Annotated in this window: 14 protein-coding genes; 4 read left to right on the plus strand and 10 right to left on the minus strand. The window is 62.3% G+C overall.

Annotation, left to right across the window (positions count from 1 at the left end):
* Nucleotides 1-59: 59 nt before the first annotated feature.
* A complete protein-coding gene (locus tag VGG64_20715) occupies nt 60-1,301 on the plus strand; it encodes a MotA/TolQ/ExbB proton channel family protein (protein HEY1602038.1) in 1,242 nt (413 codons plus the stop codon).
* Nucleotides 1,302-1,315: 14 nt separating this feature from the next.
* On the opposite strand, the gene VGG64_20720 is transcribed toward VGG64_20715, so the two are convergent.
* Nucleotides 1,316-2,494, minus strand: a complete 1,179-nt coding sequence (locus VGG64_20720) for an acetyl-CoA C-acetyltransferase (protein HEY1602039.1) — start codon at nt 2,492-2,494, stop codon at nt 1,316-1,318.
* Between the two features lie 252 nt (nt 2,495-2,746).
* Between VGG64_20720 and VGG64_20725 the strand changes: the two genes are divergently transcribed.
* Nucleotides 2,747-3,628, plus strand: a complete 882-nt coding sequence (locus VGG64_20725; protein HEY1602040.1) for an SDR family oxidoreductase — start codon at nt 2,747-2,749, stop codon at nt 3,626-3,628.
* A gap of 146 nt (nt 3,629-3,774) precedes the next feature.
* Here VGG64_20725 and VGG64_20730 read toward each other — a convergent pair whose 3' ends face one another.
* Together VGG64_20730 and thyX are read right to left on the minus strand one after the other, a co-directional pair.
* Nucleotides 3,775-4,197, minus strand: a complete 423-nt coding sequence (locus VGG64_20730) for a DUF4440 domain-containing protein (GenBank protein HEY1602041.1) — start codon at nt 4,195-4,197, stop codon at nt 3,775-3,777.
* Nucleotides 4,190-5,119, minus strand: coding sequence for an FAD-dependent thymidylate synthase (gene thyX / locus VGG64_20735; GenBank protein ID HEY1602042.1), 930 nt, complete (start codon nt 5,117-5,119; stop codon nt 4,190-4,192). The genes VGG64_20730 and thyX overlap by 8 nt, the downstream gene beginning before the upstream one ends.
* 496 nt (nt 5,120-5,615) lie before the next feature.
* On the opposite strand from thyX, the gene VGG64_20740 reads away from it, so the two are divergent.
* Nucleotides 5,616-6,029 (plus strand): hypothetical protein, encoded by a 414-nt coding sequence (locus VGG64_20740; GenBank protein ID HEY1602043.1) that lies wholly within the window; start codon nt 5,616-5,618, stop codon nt 6,027-6,029.
* A gap of 128 nt (nt 6,030-6,157) precedes the next feature.
* Here the strand turns inward: VGG64_20740 and VGG64_20745 are convergent, their stop codons facing one another.
* The 6 genes from VGG64_20745 to VGG64_20770 all read right to left on the minus strand — a co-directional run bounded on the left by VGG64_20745 (nt 6,158) and on the right by VGG64_20770 (nt 11,659).
* The gene (locus VGG64_20745; GenBank protein ID HEY1602044.1) at nt 6,158-6,649 is read right to left on the minus strand and encodes a GNAT family N-acetyltransferase; all 492 of its coding nucleotides are present in this window, start codon (nt 6,647-6,649) and stop codon (nt 6,158-6,160) included.
* The gene (locus tag VGG64_20750; GenBank protein HEY1602045.1) at nt 6,649-7,854 is read right to left on the minus strand and encodes an iron-containing alcohol dehydrogenase; all 1,206 of its coding nucleotides are present in this window, start codon (nt 7,852-7,854) and stop codon (nt 6,649-6,651) included. The genes VGG64_20745 and VGG64_20750 overlap by 1 nt, the downstream gene beginning before the upstream one ends.
* A gap of 262 nt (nt 7,855-8,116) precedes the next feature.
* A complete protein-coding gene (locus tag VGG64_20755; protein ID HEY1602046.1) occupies nt 8,117-8,881 on the minus strand; it encodes an ABC transporter permease subunit in 765 nt (254 codons plus the stop codon).
* Nucleotides 8,878-9,795, minus strand: a complete 918-nt coding sequence (locus VGG64_20760; protein ID HEY1602047.1) for an ABC transporter ATP-binding protein — start codon at nt 9,793-9,795, stop codon at nt 8,878-8,880. The genes VGG64_20755 and VGG64_20760 overlap by 4 nt, the downstream gene beginning before the upstream one ends.
* Nucleotides 9,796-9,810: 15 nt before the next feature.
* Nucleotides 9,811-10,701, minus strand: coding sequence for a hypothetical protein (locus tag VGG64_20765; GenBank protein ID HEY1602048.1), 891 nt, complete (start codon nt 10,699-10,701; stop codon nt 9,811-9,813).
* Nucleotides 10,691-11,659 (minus strand): ABC transporter ATP-binding protein, encoded by a 969-nt coding sequence (locus VGG64_20770; protein HEY1602049.1) that lies wholly within the window; start codon nt 11,657-11,659, stop codon nt 10,691-10,693. The genes VGG64_20765 and VGG64_20770 overlap by 11 nt, the downstream gene beginning before the upstream one ends.
* Before the next feature lie 864 nt (nt 11,660-12,523).
* Between VGG64_20770 and VGG64_20775 the strand changes: the two genes are divergently transcribed.
* Nucleotides 12,524-13,714, plus strand: a complete 1,191-nt coding sequence (locus VGG64_20775) for a cupin domain-containing protein (GenBank protein ID HEY1602050.1) — start codon at nt 12,524-12,526, stop codon at nt 13,712-13,714.
* 78 nt (nt 13,715-13,792) lie between these two features.
* Here VGG64_20775 and VGG64_20780 read toward each other — a convergent pair whose 3' ends face one another.
* Nucleotides 13,793-15,310: an OFA family MFS transporter gene (locus VGG64_20780; GenBank protein HEY1602051.1), complete on the minus strand. Its 1,518-nt coding sequence runs from the start codon at nt 15,308-15,310 to the stop codon at nt 13,793-13,795.
* Between the last annotated feature and the right edge of the window lie 43 nt (nt 15,311-15,353).

Genomic DNA, 15,353 nt, shown 5'->3' on the forward strand with positions numbered 1-15,353 from the left:
AACCGTATACGCCTCGGTGATTTATGTCGTCCGCGCGGAAGTCGTCCCTTACCCGTGTCGTGGATCTGCCCCTATTGATCGGGGCCACGCTGACGATCAGCTTTTATATATTCGTGCATCAGCCGGCGATGCACGACACGTTGCTGCATCGTTACACGACGCACCATGCCGTCGAATACGTAATCGTCGCATTCTTCTTTTGGGGCTCGTGCGACGTCATCCTGCGGATTCTGTCGTTCCCGAAGCAATCGCTGGCGCTGCGGCAAGAATGGCTGCCGCCGCGCAAAGGGCGCGAACCGATCTCGAACGTGGCTGTCTTGTACGCCCAAGTGCAAAAGAAGCCGGCCTGGCTGCTGGATACGCGCCTGGGTCAACGACTTACCGAAGCGCTCGCCTACCTCAAGGATCGCGGCTCGGCCGATGAGCTGGCCGACCATTTGAAGTATCTGGCCGACTTGGACGACGAGCGATCGCATAACAATTACGGACTGGTCCGGTTCATCTGCTGGGTCACTCCGGTGTTGGGCTTCTTCGGTACGGTGTTGCACTTTGGATCGGCATTGGGCGGCTTGTCCGTAGACGAAATCGGCGAGCGTCTCCCCACCGTGGTGGGCGAGATGGGGACCGCCTTCAATACGACCACCGTCGCGCTCGCTGCCGCGACGACGATGATGTTCAGTCTGTTCCTTTGCGAAAAGACCGAGCGGGAAATGGTCCGCTCTATCGATCGGCGCGCCGAACGCGAGCTGTTGAATCGGTTCGAGTCGGCCGAGGCCAACATGGGGCCATTCCTGAACGCCATCGAGGCTGCCAGCAATACCATGCTGCGCACGATGGATGAAACCGTCGAGCGGCAGTTGGGAATATGGTCCAGCGCGTTTCACGATCTGCAAGGGCAGGCCGAAGAGCGGCATCAACTACTGACGCACCTCTGGCAGCAGACGATGGAATCGCTGCACAAGCGATTCGAAACCAACGACACTGAACGTGAACGCAAGCTGATGGTGCTCCTCGAGGCGATGGAATCGCAACGCGAGCAACATCGCACCGAAGTCCGCTCGACTGTCGAACAGGTAACGCACTTGCAAACCGACCTGGCCGAGTTGGCCGCGGCCATCACCGAAATCGTGCAAGGCAAGGGAGAGCTGATCAAGCTCGAATCCAGCCTGGCCGACAACCTGCGATTGCTGCGCGAGACGGGCCAAATCGATCAGGCGCTGCACGGCCTCACAGCCGCTATCCACCTGATGACGGCCCGTTATCAGCCCAACGCTGGTGGTCGCGAGCAGCGGGCCGCCTAACGCGGGGTACGGGGTTATTCCCGCTCGACGATCATCGCCACGGCGTTGCCGCCGCCCAGGCACAACGACGCCAGCCCGCGCTTCAAGCCGCGATCGGCCAGCGCATAGAGAAGCGTCACCAACACCCGTGCGCCGCTCGCGCCGATTGGATGCCCCAGCGCGATCGCGCCGCCGTTGACGTTGGTCTTGTCGGGACTCAGGTCCAACGGCCGCATGCAGGCCAGGCATTGTGCGGCGAAGGCCTCGTTCAATTCGACCAAGTCAATGTCGGCCATCGTCAGGCGAGCCTTGTCGAGCACTTTTTGCATCGCCGTGACTGGCGCGATGAAGATCTCCTTGGGCTTTACGCCGCTGGTGGCCGCGGCCACGATTCGCGCCTTGATCGGCGCGTGGCATTGCCGTGCCATCTCGGCACTGGCCACAACCAGCGCCGCCGCGCCGTCGCTGATCTGCGAGGCGTTGCCAGCCGTCACCGTGCCATCGCCGCCGAACGAGGGCTTCAACCGGGCGAGCACTTCGAGCGTGGTGTCCGCGCGCGGACCTTCGTCCCGATCGATGCGCACTTCGCCTTTGCGCGAGTTGATTATGACCGGCACGATCTCATCAGTGAGCTTGCCGGCCGCCACGGCCGCGATCGCGCGGGCATGGCTCTCGACGGCGAAACGATCTTGATCCTGCCGGCTGACACCGCGCTCGGCGGCGATGTAGTCGGCCTCGGCCCCCATCGCCACATCCTCGAACGCGCACCATAGCCCGTCGTGCTGCATGGAGTCGAGCGCTTGCTGGCTGCCGAACTTCCAACCCTCTCGGGCGCCGGTCAACAGAAAGGGGGCCCGGGTCATGTTCTCCATGCCGCCGGCCACGATGCAATGGGCATCGCCAGCGCGAATCGCCTGGGCCGCCAGGGCCACCGCCTTCAGCCCCGAGCCGCATACCTTGTTGATCGTTAGCGCGGCCACCGTCGGAGGCAACCCAGCGCCGAGTGCCGCTTGCCTTGCGGGCGCCTGTCCTAACCCGGCCGGCAGAACGCAGCCCATGATGACTTCTTCGATGCGTTCTGGCGAAACGCCGGCGCGGCGAACGGCTTCGGCCACGGCGATGGCGCCGAGCTTAGGCGCCGGCACGCTGGCCAGAGTCCCCAACAGCTTTCCCACCGGCGTGCGACAACCGGCCAATAGATAGGCATCACCCATGGCATGCGTTCCCGAATAAAGAGCTTCTGACGTGTCTATATTGCGACGTGAAAATCTCTCGCGGCAGAGGAAATTATAACGTCGTCGGCCGCGCGCGTCGCCGATGGTCGCCGCCGTCAGTGCAATTCGCTGCCGGCCAATTGTGATGCCCCGGCTCAGGCGATATCATCGGCCCCATATCCAAAGGCCGACTCTGCCGCTGGACACTTCTGTTCGTCTCTCTCGTTCACTTCCGCAGCGAGGAACTCTTTCATGTCTGGCGCCAAACACACCGAGGGCATGCTCAAGCCTGGCTCCTTCGACGGCAAAACCGTCGTCATCACCGGCGGCGGCACCGGCTTGGGACGATCGGTCGGGCAGTACCTGCTGTCGCTAGGAGCGAACCTGGTGATTTGCGGTCGCCGCAAGGACGTCATCGAGAAGACCGCCGCCGAGTTGGCCAGCGAGACGGGGGGTCAGGTGCTGGGCGCGCCGTGCGACGTGCGCGTGCCAGAGCAAGTCGAAGCCTTGCGCAACGCTGCCTACGAACGTTTCGGCTCGGTCGATTGTTTGTTGAACAACGCGGCCGGCAACTTCATCTGTCCGACCGAAAGACTTTCGTACAACGCCGTGAACACGGTTGTCGATATCGTGCTCAAGGGGACCTACAACTGCACGCTGGCCTTCGGAAAGCGATGGATCGCCGACCGTCAGCCCGGCAGCGTGCTATCGATCGGGACGACGTACGCTTGGACAGGTTCGGGCTATGTGCTGCCTTCGGCGATGGGCAAAGCTGGCGCGCTGATCATGACACGTTCGCTGGCTGCCGAGTGGGGTAAATACGGCATCCGCCTGAACGTGATCGCCCCGGGGCCATTCCCCACCGAAGGAGCCTGGTCGCGGCTGATGCCGCCGGGCATGGCCAACATGTTCGCCTCGAAGGAGCGGATCCCGTTGGGGCGGCTGGGCGAACATCAAGAGCTTGCGAATCTGGCGGCCTACCTGCTGAGCGACTACAGCGCCTATATCACCGGCACCTGCGTCACGATCGACGGTGGCGAATGGCTGCGCGGCGCCGGCGAATTCAACGTGCTCGATTCCGTAACCGGCGAACAATGGGACGGGCTCCAGGCGGCCATGAAGCCAAAGAAGTAGCCGCCCGGGGAAGAAGTAACCTGTAGGAGATAGCAGCAGGCCCCGCAATGCGTGCTTCGTCGCGCCGCGTGCCCCTCGCGTCAACTTTCGCTGTGAAATCTACGGTTTGTTTTTTCTGCGCCCTGTTCTGCGCCGGCGGAAATCCGTTACGGATTGTTCGAGCGATGAAAGTGAACGTGCCGCCACTGGCCTCCGGTGCGCTGCCAGACGCGCGTCTCTTCCGAGACGGTGGTCACGGGCGATCCGGCCTCGTCCAGCTTTTGCACCAGGCGGACATAGCTCAGCACCGCGGCGTCTTCGCCCAGCAGGCGCACGTGCGGGGTCACCATTGTGGCTTGCGGTACCACCTTGGGCTTGCCGAGCGCAAAGTAAAACTTATGAAAAGGCATCCCCTCGACCAACCGGCCACGGGCCTCGGGCTCGAAGGCCGAGATCGTCGGATCGCACAGCTCGTCGTACGTTTTCCAATCGGCCGAGACAATACTGTCTAGCAGCCGTTGATTGAGCGCGATCAGCTCGGCTTCCACGGCATGCGCACCGGTCGCAGTATGTGATCGTGGGCTAGTCATCCGTGTCTTCTCCAGGGCTAACGGCCGGCAGCAGGCCGAGCGAGGCCAGCTTGGCGCGGCACTCGTCGCGCTCGCGACTGCGTTTGATCGCGGTCCAACTCGGGTCTTGCACGGCCAGAAAATCTTCTTCGGTCGCCACGCCCCGACCAGTCTCGGCCAGCCGCTGCATCAAGCGGCGAATCACCTCGCGGTCGAGCCGCGTGAGGAACGTTCCCTGCAAGCGATAATCGTCGAAGGCTTCCCACACCAGCGGAAATAGCGGTCGCACGATCTGCTCGCCGATGGTGGCAGCATAGCTGCGAATCTCCCACTGGGCGTGCGCGTCCATCCGCAGCGCCAAAAAGTGCAGCAGGTTGTGCAGGTCGACCTTCCAATAGGCCTCGGTATACGTCGACAGCGGCAAATCCTTGCGAGCCTGTTCGCGGGCCACGCCGCGGGCGATCCGTTGCTCGTACACGCGGCGCGCTTCGCGCTGCAGAGCTACCTCTTCGGCAGACAGCTGGGCGCCCAGCGTGACATCGAGCGAGGCGCCGCTCCCCTGGCGATTCGTTTCGGCTTGCGAGCGCCAGGCGTCGGCGGGCGTCTCTTGCGTGGCGTCGATCGCCAGCGAGTAACGCGTCGAGTATTCGTTGACGTTGGCCGTGCGGTGGCGAATCCACTGCCGCCAGGTATCCATCGGCACGCGCACCAGCAGCTTGATCTCGGCCATCTCGAACGGTGTAGAATGGCGATGCCGCATCAAATAGCGAATCAGCCCACGATCGTCCGAGACTTTGCGCGTTCCCTCGCCATAGCTGACCCGCGCGGCCTGTACGACGGACTGGTCGTCCCCCATCACGTCCACCAGGCAGACGAACCCGTCGTCCAGGACCTGGAACTTCTTCCAGCGCAGTTCGTCGACTTGAGTGGCGTTGGTCGGCATGGAGGATATCGGCTGTGGTCCGTATTCAGTACGCGGTACTCGTGGCAGGAAATCGGTCGGAAAACTGGGAAAGGCCCCTGGCCGCCCGGCTCACCCCGAACATTCCCCGCAACGCGGGCCCCGGGAGAAAGTCGCCATTCTAGCGGCTGGCGAAAAAATCGACAGGGCCGGCCCCGGGCCCGCGGATGGCGCGATTTTCGGCTTCGGCGCGGTGAATTGTTGTTGCGAAACAGCTCGATCCCTCTTCGCCTCGCCCATGGCACGGTGGCGGCACTATTTGGCAAACGCCGACTCTGCGTGGGCTGCGTAAGGCACCTGTGCCAGCAGCCGGCGTGCCAGCAGTTGAAACTGGCGGCTTCTGGCAATGTTTAACGCTTTGTCGAATGTTTCTGTTGCCCGGCTGCCGAATGGTATGTCAGTCGAAAATCCAACGTACCGCAGGCCGCGCCGGCATATTGCTGACACGCGCCGCGGCCGACCATTGAGGGTCACGACCATGAGACACGTTCTGCTATCGGCTGTGGGCATTTCTGCGCTTGCCTTGGGCAGCTTGGCTGGCACGGCCCACGCTCAGGCCAGCCGGCCGTTCGACGACTACACGCCACCGTCGTCGGTCAGCCCGTACCTGAATCTGGTCAACAACAACAATGGCACCTCGAACAACAATTCCAGCGCGAACTTGTTTCTGAACTACCAACTGATGGTCAAGCCGCAACTGGAACAGCGCCAATTCAACCGGCAATCGACGGCGGCCATCCGCCAGATGCAATATCAGCAACAGCACGCCAGCCTGGTGAAATCGTCGGGCAACACGGATTCCGGCAAGAAGCTCCGCGCCACAGGCCACGCGGCCACGCGCGTGAACTATTCGCACTTCTACCCAACCATGAATCGCGAAGCACCGCGATAGGGCAGCCTGAAGTTGCTCGCCAGAACAGGGCGGTTAGGGTGCCATGCCCACGCACGAGCGTGGGCATGTCCGCGCGCGAATAACATTTCACGCGCGACACGGGTAGCATTCGCCAGCCTGCGCGATGATCACGACTCTTCCGGCGGCAACAACTGCAGCGAGAAGCATTTGCCGACGTCGGCAAATCCTTCGCGGGCGTAGAATCGATAGGCCCGCTGGCGGTGATAGTGCGATTCCAAGACTAATCGGTGGCAGCCTCGCTCGCGCGCCAGTTCCACGGCGCACCCCATCAGGGCCTGGGCCGCTCCGCCGCCATGTTCCTTTTCGACCACGATAAAGTCGGGGATCCAGGCTTCGGGCACCGGCTGACTTAGCCGCTGGCGAAAGTGCAACGACAGCATCCCGATCGGTTGGCCGTTGCGCTCGGCAATCAGGCTGGCGGTGTCGGCAGCGGAAACATGTTGTTCGAACGTACGACGCACCTGCTCGCGCGTTTGCGGGGTGACGGCTGGACGTCCTAACTCGGCCAGCAAGGCGCAGGCGGTGGCAAAGTCATCCGCGACCAGCGGCCGGACAATGATGGCGGCGTTGCCCTGCGGCGTTACGGAGGAATCCGTCATTACAGCGCTGACTCCAGTATCTCCATCAGATCATTCAGCGTGACCGCGCGCGGGTTGACCCGCAAGATGCGCTTGATGGCCAGTGTCTTCTCGGCCAGCACCGGCAATTGCGCGGCCGTGACATTTAGCTCGCTGAGTCGCGCGGGAATGCCGATCGCACGCTTCAATTGTTCGACACGCTCGATCGCCGCGTGCGCCGCCTGGGCGTCGCTTTGGCCGCTGGTATCAACGCCCAGAAATTCGGCCACCTGCGCCAGTTCGGCCTCGCGCTCGCGCAAATTAAACCGCATCACGTACGGCAAAAACAAGCCATTGCCGGCGCCGTGCGAGCAATGCGTCAGCCCGCCCAGCGGATATTCCAGCGCATGGACCAGGGCCACGCCGACGTTCGAAAACGCCAGCCCGGCCAGCGTTGCGCCCAAAGCCATGGCCTCGCGGGCCTGTTCGTCCGTGGGCACGGCGACGGCGCGCTCGAGGTTCTTGCCGATCAGGCGGATGGCCTTTTCGGCCAGTGCATCGGCCAGTGGATGCCGTCCCTGATAGACCGTCTTCTCGCCGTAAGCCAAAGGAAACTGGCTATTGTCGACTGCCGTGTAGGCCTCGATCGCGTGCGTCAGCGCATCGATGCCGCTATCGGCGGTCACCTTGGCAGGGCAGGAAAGCGTCAGCAGCGGATCGACAATTGCCAAACGTGGCCGCAGATGATTGCTGAGAATGCCGACCTTGACCTCGGCCTGTCGATCCGTGAGCACGCACGACGCGCTCACTTCGCTGCCGGTGCCGGCTGTCGTCGGCACGCACACCAGAGGAAGCACCGGGCCCGACAGGCTGTCGTCGCCAAAGTAATCGCGTGGCGTACCACCATGCGCGAGCACCGTGGCCGTGATCTTGGCAAGATCCATATTGCTGCCGCCGCCCAGACCGAGCACGGCGTCGGGGCGCAGGCCTCGCCCGTACGCGATCGCGCGCTCGGCAGCTTCTAAACTGGGCTCGGCCTCGCCGCCGGCAAACCAAGGAGCGTCGATTCCTTCGGCCACCAGCGACACGGCCACCGAATCGGTTATCCCCGCATCGATCAAATGCTGGTCGGTAACGATCATCACGCGCCGCACGCCCAAACGGGACACCAACCGTCCGGCACGCGCAAGCGCGCCGCGTCCGAAGACTAACTGACCGGCGGAATGAAAAGTCCAGATGTCGGGCATGGGGGCGTCGTCAGGGGTGGCCGGTAGTCAGTAATTAGGGGTTGTCACGAATCCCGCTCTCTGCCATGGAGGGGTTCGGGGAGGGTCGAAACGGCCCAGAGCCTTTCACCCCTCACCCAACCTCGCCCCTAAGGAGAAAGGGTTTCACCTTTGAGACCTTTGAACGTTTCTAGACATTGCCCCCTTAAACATTCGTGATTCTAGTCAGAAGCTCGTGCCGAATCGGCGGCAGAACCACGCGCATTTCTGCCCCCGTTCGACATCAGGTCAGATCAGTGTACTCGCGGCGTTGAAAGACAACTAGCGCGACTAGCAAACCTCCCACCGCAATCCCAAACAGAGCGCCGGCGCTGGCCGCGGCCGAGATCGGCTCGAACCATTGCGGGTCGGGGCGTTCGAGTCCGGCCGGAACGCCGGCGGCGTACATCATCGATCGTCCGTAATAGTTGATCGCCACCCGTTTCACGATGCCGGGCATGTTGCCCAGCAGCAGTTCCATGAACAGCGAATAGATCAGCGCGATAATGGTCGAATGGCGAAACGATACGGCAAAGAAATGGAATAAACTGACGTAGGCGATCGTCATGTAGAAAATAGCCGGCAAATACAGGTTGTACGCTTCTTGCCCAATCGCGCCCCCCAAGCGGCAATAGAGGTAAAACGCCCCCATCACCAGCCCCAGCACCAGCGGCAATGTGGCGAAGAACTTGGCGATAAAAATCAGCGGCCGCGGCACGGGCCGGATCAAAAGGAACAGCAGCGTGCGGTCTTCGCGATCGCCGCCGATGCTGGCCGTGCCATAGGCCACGGCACAAATCGGCACGACGAACGACGCGAAGACGAACATCAAGAACAGGCTGAACCCGTTGAACGACTCGAAGGAGTTCGCCTGCTTCCAGAATTGCCGCCGCAACAAGAACAGGGTGCAGGCCGATAATGGCAGCAGCACCATCAACGTATTGCCCGACCAGAGCAAACGCCGGAACGACAGCCACAGCAAAGTAGTCCACGCGCGAAGCAGGCTCATCGATTCCCCTGCTGCAGATAATTGAAGACCGCATCGGCGCCGCCGTCGAGCGTTTGCATTTTGTCGATTTCGAAGGAGTGTTGCGCCACGAGGTCGTTGAAGCGGGCAAAGAAGCGGTTCGGATTCCGCGTGCGAACGATCAAGCTGTCGCTGCGCAGCTCGACGCCGCGCACTTCGGGCTCGGTCACCAGCAGCGCCGCCAGTTGCCGCGCCTGCGACGAGCCGATTTCGACCGTCAGCGGCCGATCTTCCAACAGCGCCCTGATCTCGGGAAGCGTGCCCGAGGCCACGATCCGGCCACGTGCGATGATCAACACGGAATCGGTCAGCGTCTCGGTTTCGGCCAGGATGTGGCTAGAGACCAGGATCGTCTTCCCTTTTTCACCTTGCGCGACCAGCAGGCGGCTGATCTCGCGGCGACCGCCAGGATCGATCCCACTGAGCGGTTCGTCCAATAGCAGAATCGGCGGATCGTTGATCAACGCCTGTCCCAGCTTGACCCGCTGCCGCATTCCGTGACTGCAACCTGCCAGCCGGCGGCCGGCGCGATCGGCCATGCCCACTTCTTCGATCACCTCGGCCGTGCGCGTGCGGGCCACCGAGCGCGACAGTCCATACAGCCGCGCCATCACGTAGATGAACTCACGGCAGGTCATCTCTTCGTAGAAGCTGTTGACGTCGGGGCTGTAGCCAAAATGCCGTTTGGCCTCGGTGCTCCAGGCGCGATGGTCGCCAATGCGCACGTCTCCCTGGCTGGGGCGCAACTGGCCGCTGGCCAGCTTCATCAACGTCGACTTGCCGGCGCCGTTGGCGCCGAACAATCCGGTGATGCCCGGGCCGATGCGGCAACTAATGTTATTAACACCAATCACCGGCCCGTAGAACTTCGTGACGTGATCGAAAGTGAGGAACATGGTTGGTGCGCTGTGTTACTCCACAATGTCGATTGCGCGCACCCGGTGAACCAGCGCCACCAGGCACACCAGGCACACGGCCGTCAGGATCAGCGCCGCCCAGGCGGCCATATGGAACTCCAGGTCGTCGCGAAACACGCCGAAGCAGAGCTTGCCCAACAGGCGAATGTCGGTCCAGGGGTCGACCAGCGCCCAGAAGTCGTTATCGGTCGCTTCGCGCATATAGCTGCCCAAGCGGCCCAGCATGACGAACAACGTCGACCAGGTGATGGCGATCGGCGCCATGCGTTGCAGGTAGGCCGAAATCGTCACCAGCGGAATGCTCAACACCACGCAGAATGCCGCGCCGTAGGCCAAGACCGAGGGAACGATGTCCCAATTGGTCGTCCAGTAGCCGGTCGACGGCGTGAACATGCCGAATTCAACGAAAAGAATCAGCGCCGGCACCGTGGTCAGCAATGACACGATCACGCTGATCGCCAACAGCTTGCCGACGATGTAATGCCGACGATCGACACGGCGCGATAAATAAAACGGCAGCGATTTCATGCGAAAATCGGCCCCCACCAGCAAACTGCCGGAAAAGGCCAGAAGAATCATCACCACGATACTCTGCTGTTGCATGAACTTGATGTAGCCGTTTTCCTCGTTCCCTTCGGCCGTGGGGGTGAAGCCGAACCATTCAAACATGTCGCGCTGCGCCTCGCGCGGCAGGCGCGCCTGGGTCAGGACATAGATGATTACCCAAAACAACAGGAACTGAAACACGCCCAGCGCGATGACCAGCCAATACGACTTGCGTCGAAAGACCTGCAACAGCGCCACGCGCACGATCGACAGCGTGGCCCACCAGGGAGAATGCAGCTTCCCTTCCCAGCCGTAGTAGTGTGCATTATCAATGCCCATGGCGCGGCTCCTGCGGCTCTGCGGCCACGACGGCGGCGGTTGTGTTATCGCCGGTGACACGGAAGAACAATCGCTCCAGATCCTCTTCGTCGGCCTTTAATTGCGTGAGCACGACGTCGCGCTCGCGGGCCATGGCAAAAAATCGCGCGTTTTGCCAGCCGACCGGTACCTGCACCGTGGCCCCGTCGGCATGTGCGTTGAGAGTAACTTGCACGTCCGCTGCGCGTAGCGCCGCCAGGAAGCCTGCCCCGTCGCCAAGCCATCCCAGCTCGAACCGGTTCGTCCCGCCGTTGCGCAACGAGGCCATCGTCCCGGCGCGGATCACGGTGCCGCGATGCAGCACCACGATCTGCTCGCACAACCGCTCGATGTCGGGCAGCAAGTGCGTGCAGAGGATCACGCTCTTGCCGGTCTCGCGAATCAGGTCTTCGATCAATTCCAGCATCGACTCGCGCCCTTCGGGATCGAGCCCATTGGTCGGCTCGTCCAGCAACAAGAGCTGAGGATCGTGTACCAGGGCGGCCGCCAGCTTGAGACGCTGCACGTTGCCGGTCGAGTATTCTTCCAGCCGCCGGTAGCGCAGCTCGCCCAGGCCGACGTAGTTCAGCACTTCGTGGGCCCGCCGCCGCGCATCGCGATGCGGCATGCCGTACAGGTCGCCGGAAAGCGTGACGAACTCAACGCCCTTGAGCACCGGCACGGTCGCCGCCGCTTCGGGCATGTAGCCGATCTTGCCGCGCAACGTGCTGGATGCGTGCCAGATATCACTACCCAGGATGGTGCCGGCGCCGGCGTCGGGCCTGAGCAGGCCCAGCAGCACCTTGAGCAATGTCGACTTGCCGGCGCCGTTGTTGCCGACCAGCCCCACGATGCCGGGCTCGAGCGTCATGCTCACATCATGCAGCGCCCGCACGTGGCCGTAGCTGCGGCTGACATTGTGGATTTCGACGAGGTGCATGGGGGGCCGAGAGCCGGGGTCAAACACGTGACACCGAGGGCACAGGCCCTCCTCATCTCCGGACTCTTCCCGCGCCGGCCGGGCTTGCGGGGCCCGGAGTGTCGAAGCATCGTGAAGAGCGATCCGTAGCGAACGGCCGACATTGTACCATGCCTTGCCGGGGTTTTGAGGGGGGCGCAGGGAACCCCGCGATTAGGCAGAAGAGTTCGCAGTCGCAGCAGCATTATTGCAAAATTGCGTCGCATTTCGGCATTGCCGGGTGGCATGACCATGTCGCGCTAGCAGCGTGGGCATGCGCGGGTGCCGCGTTCACCCTTAAGGTGCCGTTGTCGCTGGCGGCGATTCCACGGCCGGCTCAGCGGATGCGGCACCCGTCGACGCTTTTGATGGTTAGCCGGTAGCAATATTGCCTCGCGCTTTGCTGCTGCCTGCGATCATCGTACGCCTCCTCGGCAAGATGCGATCGATCCGCAGATGACGCAGATTTCGCCGAGAAGAATCGGAAACGGTGCGGAATGGCGGATGGCCCTCTCGAAGTCGTTCGCCACTGGACCACGACAAATCGATAAAGTCATTGCGGCTGCATTCCTTGGTCCTCCTCTGCGCACTCTGTGAACTCGGTGGCAAATCTCGTTCCTGCCCGTTGCGAAAAGATTTGAACCGCCGACGGGCACGGTTGGGGAGGGGAATCTAGTCCTCATAACGTCACGGACGTTTCGACTCGTGGGCAAACGCCTTCCCAAGCGATAGGATTCGTCAAATCTGTCCGCACGCGCTTACCATCGATCAACGCAGGTCGCGCGGCGGATTCACGAATCGAACCCGCCACCCGAAAATACGACATCCCACCACGAGGAGGATGATATGTCCGAAGTATCACGACGCGGCTTCATTGGTTCGGCGGCTGCCGCCGGCGTTATCGGGATTTCGGCCGCCGCGGCCGACGAAGGATTCCCCTTCAAGAACAACGTGCCTGACCCGCTGCTGTCGGGCAAGGACCTGCCGACATTCAAATTCGCCCTGGAAAAATCCGCGGGCAAGGTGATGGACGGTAGCTTCGGCAAAGAGGCCACCGTCTCGCAACTGCCGATCTCGAAGGGGATCGCAGGCGTGTCGATGCGACTCGAGCCGGGCGTGATGCGCGAGCTGCATTGGCATGCCACCGCCGCCGAATGGGCCTTTGTCATCGAAGGGCGCTCCCGCACCACCGTGGCCGATCCGCAGGGCAACTCGCAGACCAACGATTTCGATCCCGGCGATATCTGGTATTTTCCGCGGGGCCACGGCCATTCGATTCAATGCCTGGGAAACAAGCCCTGCCACTTTATTCTCATCTTCGACAACGGCTACTTTTCGGAATTCGGCACCTTCAGCATCACCGACTGGCTGGGTCATACGCCCAAGGCGTTGTTGGCCAAAAATTTCGGCTTGCCCGAGTCCAGCTTCGATGGCCTGCCGAAAGAAGAAGTCTATTTCGCGCGCGGGCCGGTGCCGCCCGAACTGCCGCAGCCGCCACTGCAGGGCGGGCTGAAGTCGCCCGCCGAGACGCATCGCTTTCGCATGCTGGCGCAAGAGCCGCACTCGATCTACAAAGGCGGGCGTGAGTGGCGCGTCGGCGCCGATCGGTTCCCCATCTCGCAAACCGTGACGGGCGTGATCCTCGATCTCGAGCCGGGGGGCCTGCGCGAATTGCACTGGCACCCTAACGCCGATGAATGGCAGTACGTAATCGACGGACAGGTGAGCGTCACGCTGTTCGGGTCGCACGGTCGTTACCGTACTGAATCGCTCGAGCAAGGAGACGTGAGCTACATCCCGCAAGGCTACGGCCACTCGATCGAGAATACCAGCAACAAGACTTCGCGCGTGTTGATCGCCTTCAACACGGGGCACTACCAGGCGATTGACCTCTCGCAATGGATCGCCGGCAATCCAAAGTATTTGCTGGCGGCGAATTTTTCCAAACCCGAGTCGCTATTCGAGAAATTCCCGAAAGATCGCGTCTTTATCGGCCCACCAGGCCCGCCCAAGCAGAGCGAGCGAGAAATCAAATAAAGGGGCTGCTGGACGTTAGTCAGCAGAGTGTCGTACTTGCGAAAGGCGCTGCGCCGGTGGTCATCACTACAGTGGTCGTTAGTGCGTCGCGGACGTTTGTTGCGCGGGCTTAGGCGGCCGCACGGTCAGGGCTAGCGCCATCGCAAATAAGCACCCGGCGGCGGCAGGCAGATAGGCCCAGCGATACGAGCCGAGCGTGTCCCACACGCTGCCGGCCAGCATCGGTCCGACGACGCCCCCCACGCCATAGCCGGTGAACATCAGGCCATAGTTGGCTCCCAGGTGGCGCGTGCCGAAGTACTCGGCCGTCAGCAGTGGAAACAACGCCAAGTTGCCGCCGAAATGAAAGCCGACCCAGCAGGCAGCGACTTCCAGCGTCCAGACTTTTGTGCCCATTTCAATGAGCGCCACGACCATTGCAGCCTGTAAGAACGAGATCAACACCAGCGTCTGACGCGCGCCAAACCGCTGTGACACCCAGCCCCATGTGATCCGGCCCAAGGCGTTGAACACCGCCAGGAGGGCCAGCGCGCCTTCGGCCTCGAAATCGGACAGTCGACCTTCGCGAATACCGAAATCCTTCAGCGATCCGATCACCATCATGCCGCAGCTCGAAGCGAACATGAACGCCAGCCATAGCATCCAGAACGAACGCGTCCGTACCGTATCGGCTTGTTCAAAGTCGGGCACGGCTGTCGATACGCCTTGGCTGTAAGCCGCCGGCGGAGTCCAACCCGACGGCTGCCATCCCACGGGCGGATTGCGCAACAGCGACGCGCCCAGCGAGACGAACACCACAAAGATCGCCGCGTAAGTGAGAAGGGTGGCTGACACGCCTTCGGCCGCGAGCAGCCCGCCCCAATTACCGGCCAGCTTGATGAACAAAAAAGCACCACCGCCGAACCCCGCCACGGCCAAGCCCGTGACGAGCCCGCGCAGGTCGGGAAACCATTTCACGCAGGCCGCGATCGGACAGACGTAGCCCATGCCAATGCCGGCGCCGCCGATCACGCCCACGCCCAGGAGTACCATCGGAAAGCTCGGTCCGGCCAAAGCGGCTAGCGCATAGCCTGCCGCCAGCACCAGTCCGCCGGTGAACGCGACAATCCGCGGGCCGACGCGATCTTGCCAGCGGCCGGCCAATATCATCACCAGCGCAAACACCATGATGCCGGTAGAAAACACGGCCTGCGCTTGCGTGCCCGAGTAGCCATAGCATTGCTTGGCCCAGACTTCCTTGGCCACCTGCACGCGCGCGGGCACGACGTCTGCCAGGAAGCGCTCGACGTCCGCCTTGGCTGCGGCGCGATCATCGGCATGGGCTTCCGCCAGTTGCTTTTTGAGCGCCTTGTACTCGCCGACCAATTCGGCATGCTGGGCCGGATCGACCTCGAGCACCTGCGGCGAGAGCGTGACCGTCAGCTCCGACCGACTGGCCTTGAGCGCCGGTACAAACACGCCCCAACCATAGATTGCTCCCAAGCACGGCTGCATCAACAACGCGCCGAGCAACACCAGCCAACGTCGGTACTGCATGAGTTCTCCGGCAAGCGGACCCGCGACGACGAGATCGTTTTCGTTGACGTCGGCGGGCATGCGAACCGACGCTCGAACCTGCCCAGCAGTTTAGCATGCGCTG

It is taken from the genome of Pirellulales bacterium (genome assembly GCA_036490175.1).
GTDB lineage: Bacteria > Planctomycetota > Planctomycetia > Pirellulales > JACPPG01 > JACPPG01.

Bases quoted from the DNA above. Each gene is read 5' to 3' on its own strand.
- VGG64_20720 (HEY1602039.1), bottom strand. From the start codon at position 2,494: ATGGGTGATGCCTATCTATTGGCCGGTTGTCGCACGCCGGTGGGAAAG.
- VGG64_20725 (HEY1602040.1), top strand. From the start codon at position 2,747: ATGTCTGGCGCCAAACACACCGAGGGCATGCTCAAGCCTGGCTCCTTC.
- VGG64_20730 (HEY1602041.1), bottom strand. From the start codon at position 4,197: ATGACTAGCCCACGATCACATACTGCGACCGGTGCGCATGCCGTGGAA.
- thyX (HEY1602042.1), bottom strand. From the start codon at position 5,119: ATGCCGACCAACGCCACTCAAGTCGACGAACTGCGCTGGAAGAAGTTC.
- VGG64_20740 (HEY1602043.1), top strand. From the start codon at position 5,616: ATGAGACACGTTCTGCTATCGGCTGTGGGCATTTCTGCGCTTGCCTTG.
- VGG64_20745 (HEY1602044.1), bottom strand. From the start codon at position 6,649: ATGACGGATTCCTCCGTAACGCCGCAGGGCAACGCCGCCATCATTGTC.
- VGG64_20750 (HEY1602045.1), bottom strand. From the start codon at position 7,854: ATGCCCGACATCTGGACTTTTCATTCCGCCGGTCAGTTAGTCTTCGGA.
- VGG64_20755 (HEY1602046.1), bottom strand. From the start codon at position 8,881: ATGAGCCTGCTTCGCGCGTGGACTACTTTGCTGTGGCTGTCGTTCCGG.
- VGG64_20760 (HEY1602047.1), bottom strand. From the start codon at position 9,795: ATGTTCCTCACTTTCGATCACGTCACGAAGTTCTACGGGCCGGTGATT.
- VGG64_20765 (HEY1602048.1), bottom strand. From the start codon at position 10,701: ATGGGCATTGATAATGCACACTACTACGGCTGGGAAGGGAAGCTGCAT.
- VGG64_20770 (HEY1602049.1), bottom strand. From the start codon at position 11,659: ATGCACCTCGTCGAAATCCACAATGTCAGCCGCAGCTACGGCCACGTG.
- VGG64_20775 (HEY1602050.1), top strand. From the start codon at position 12,524: ATGTCCGAAGTATCACGACGCGGCTTCATTGGTTCGGCGGCTGCCGCC.
- VGG64_20780 (HEY1602051.1), bottom strand. From the start codon at position 15,310: ATGCCCGCCGACGTCAACGAAAACGATCTCGTCGTCGCGGGTCCGCTT.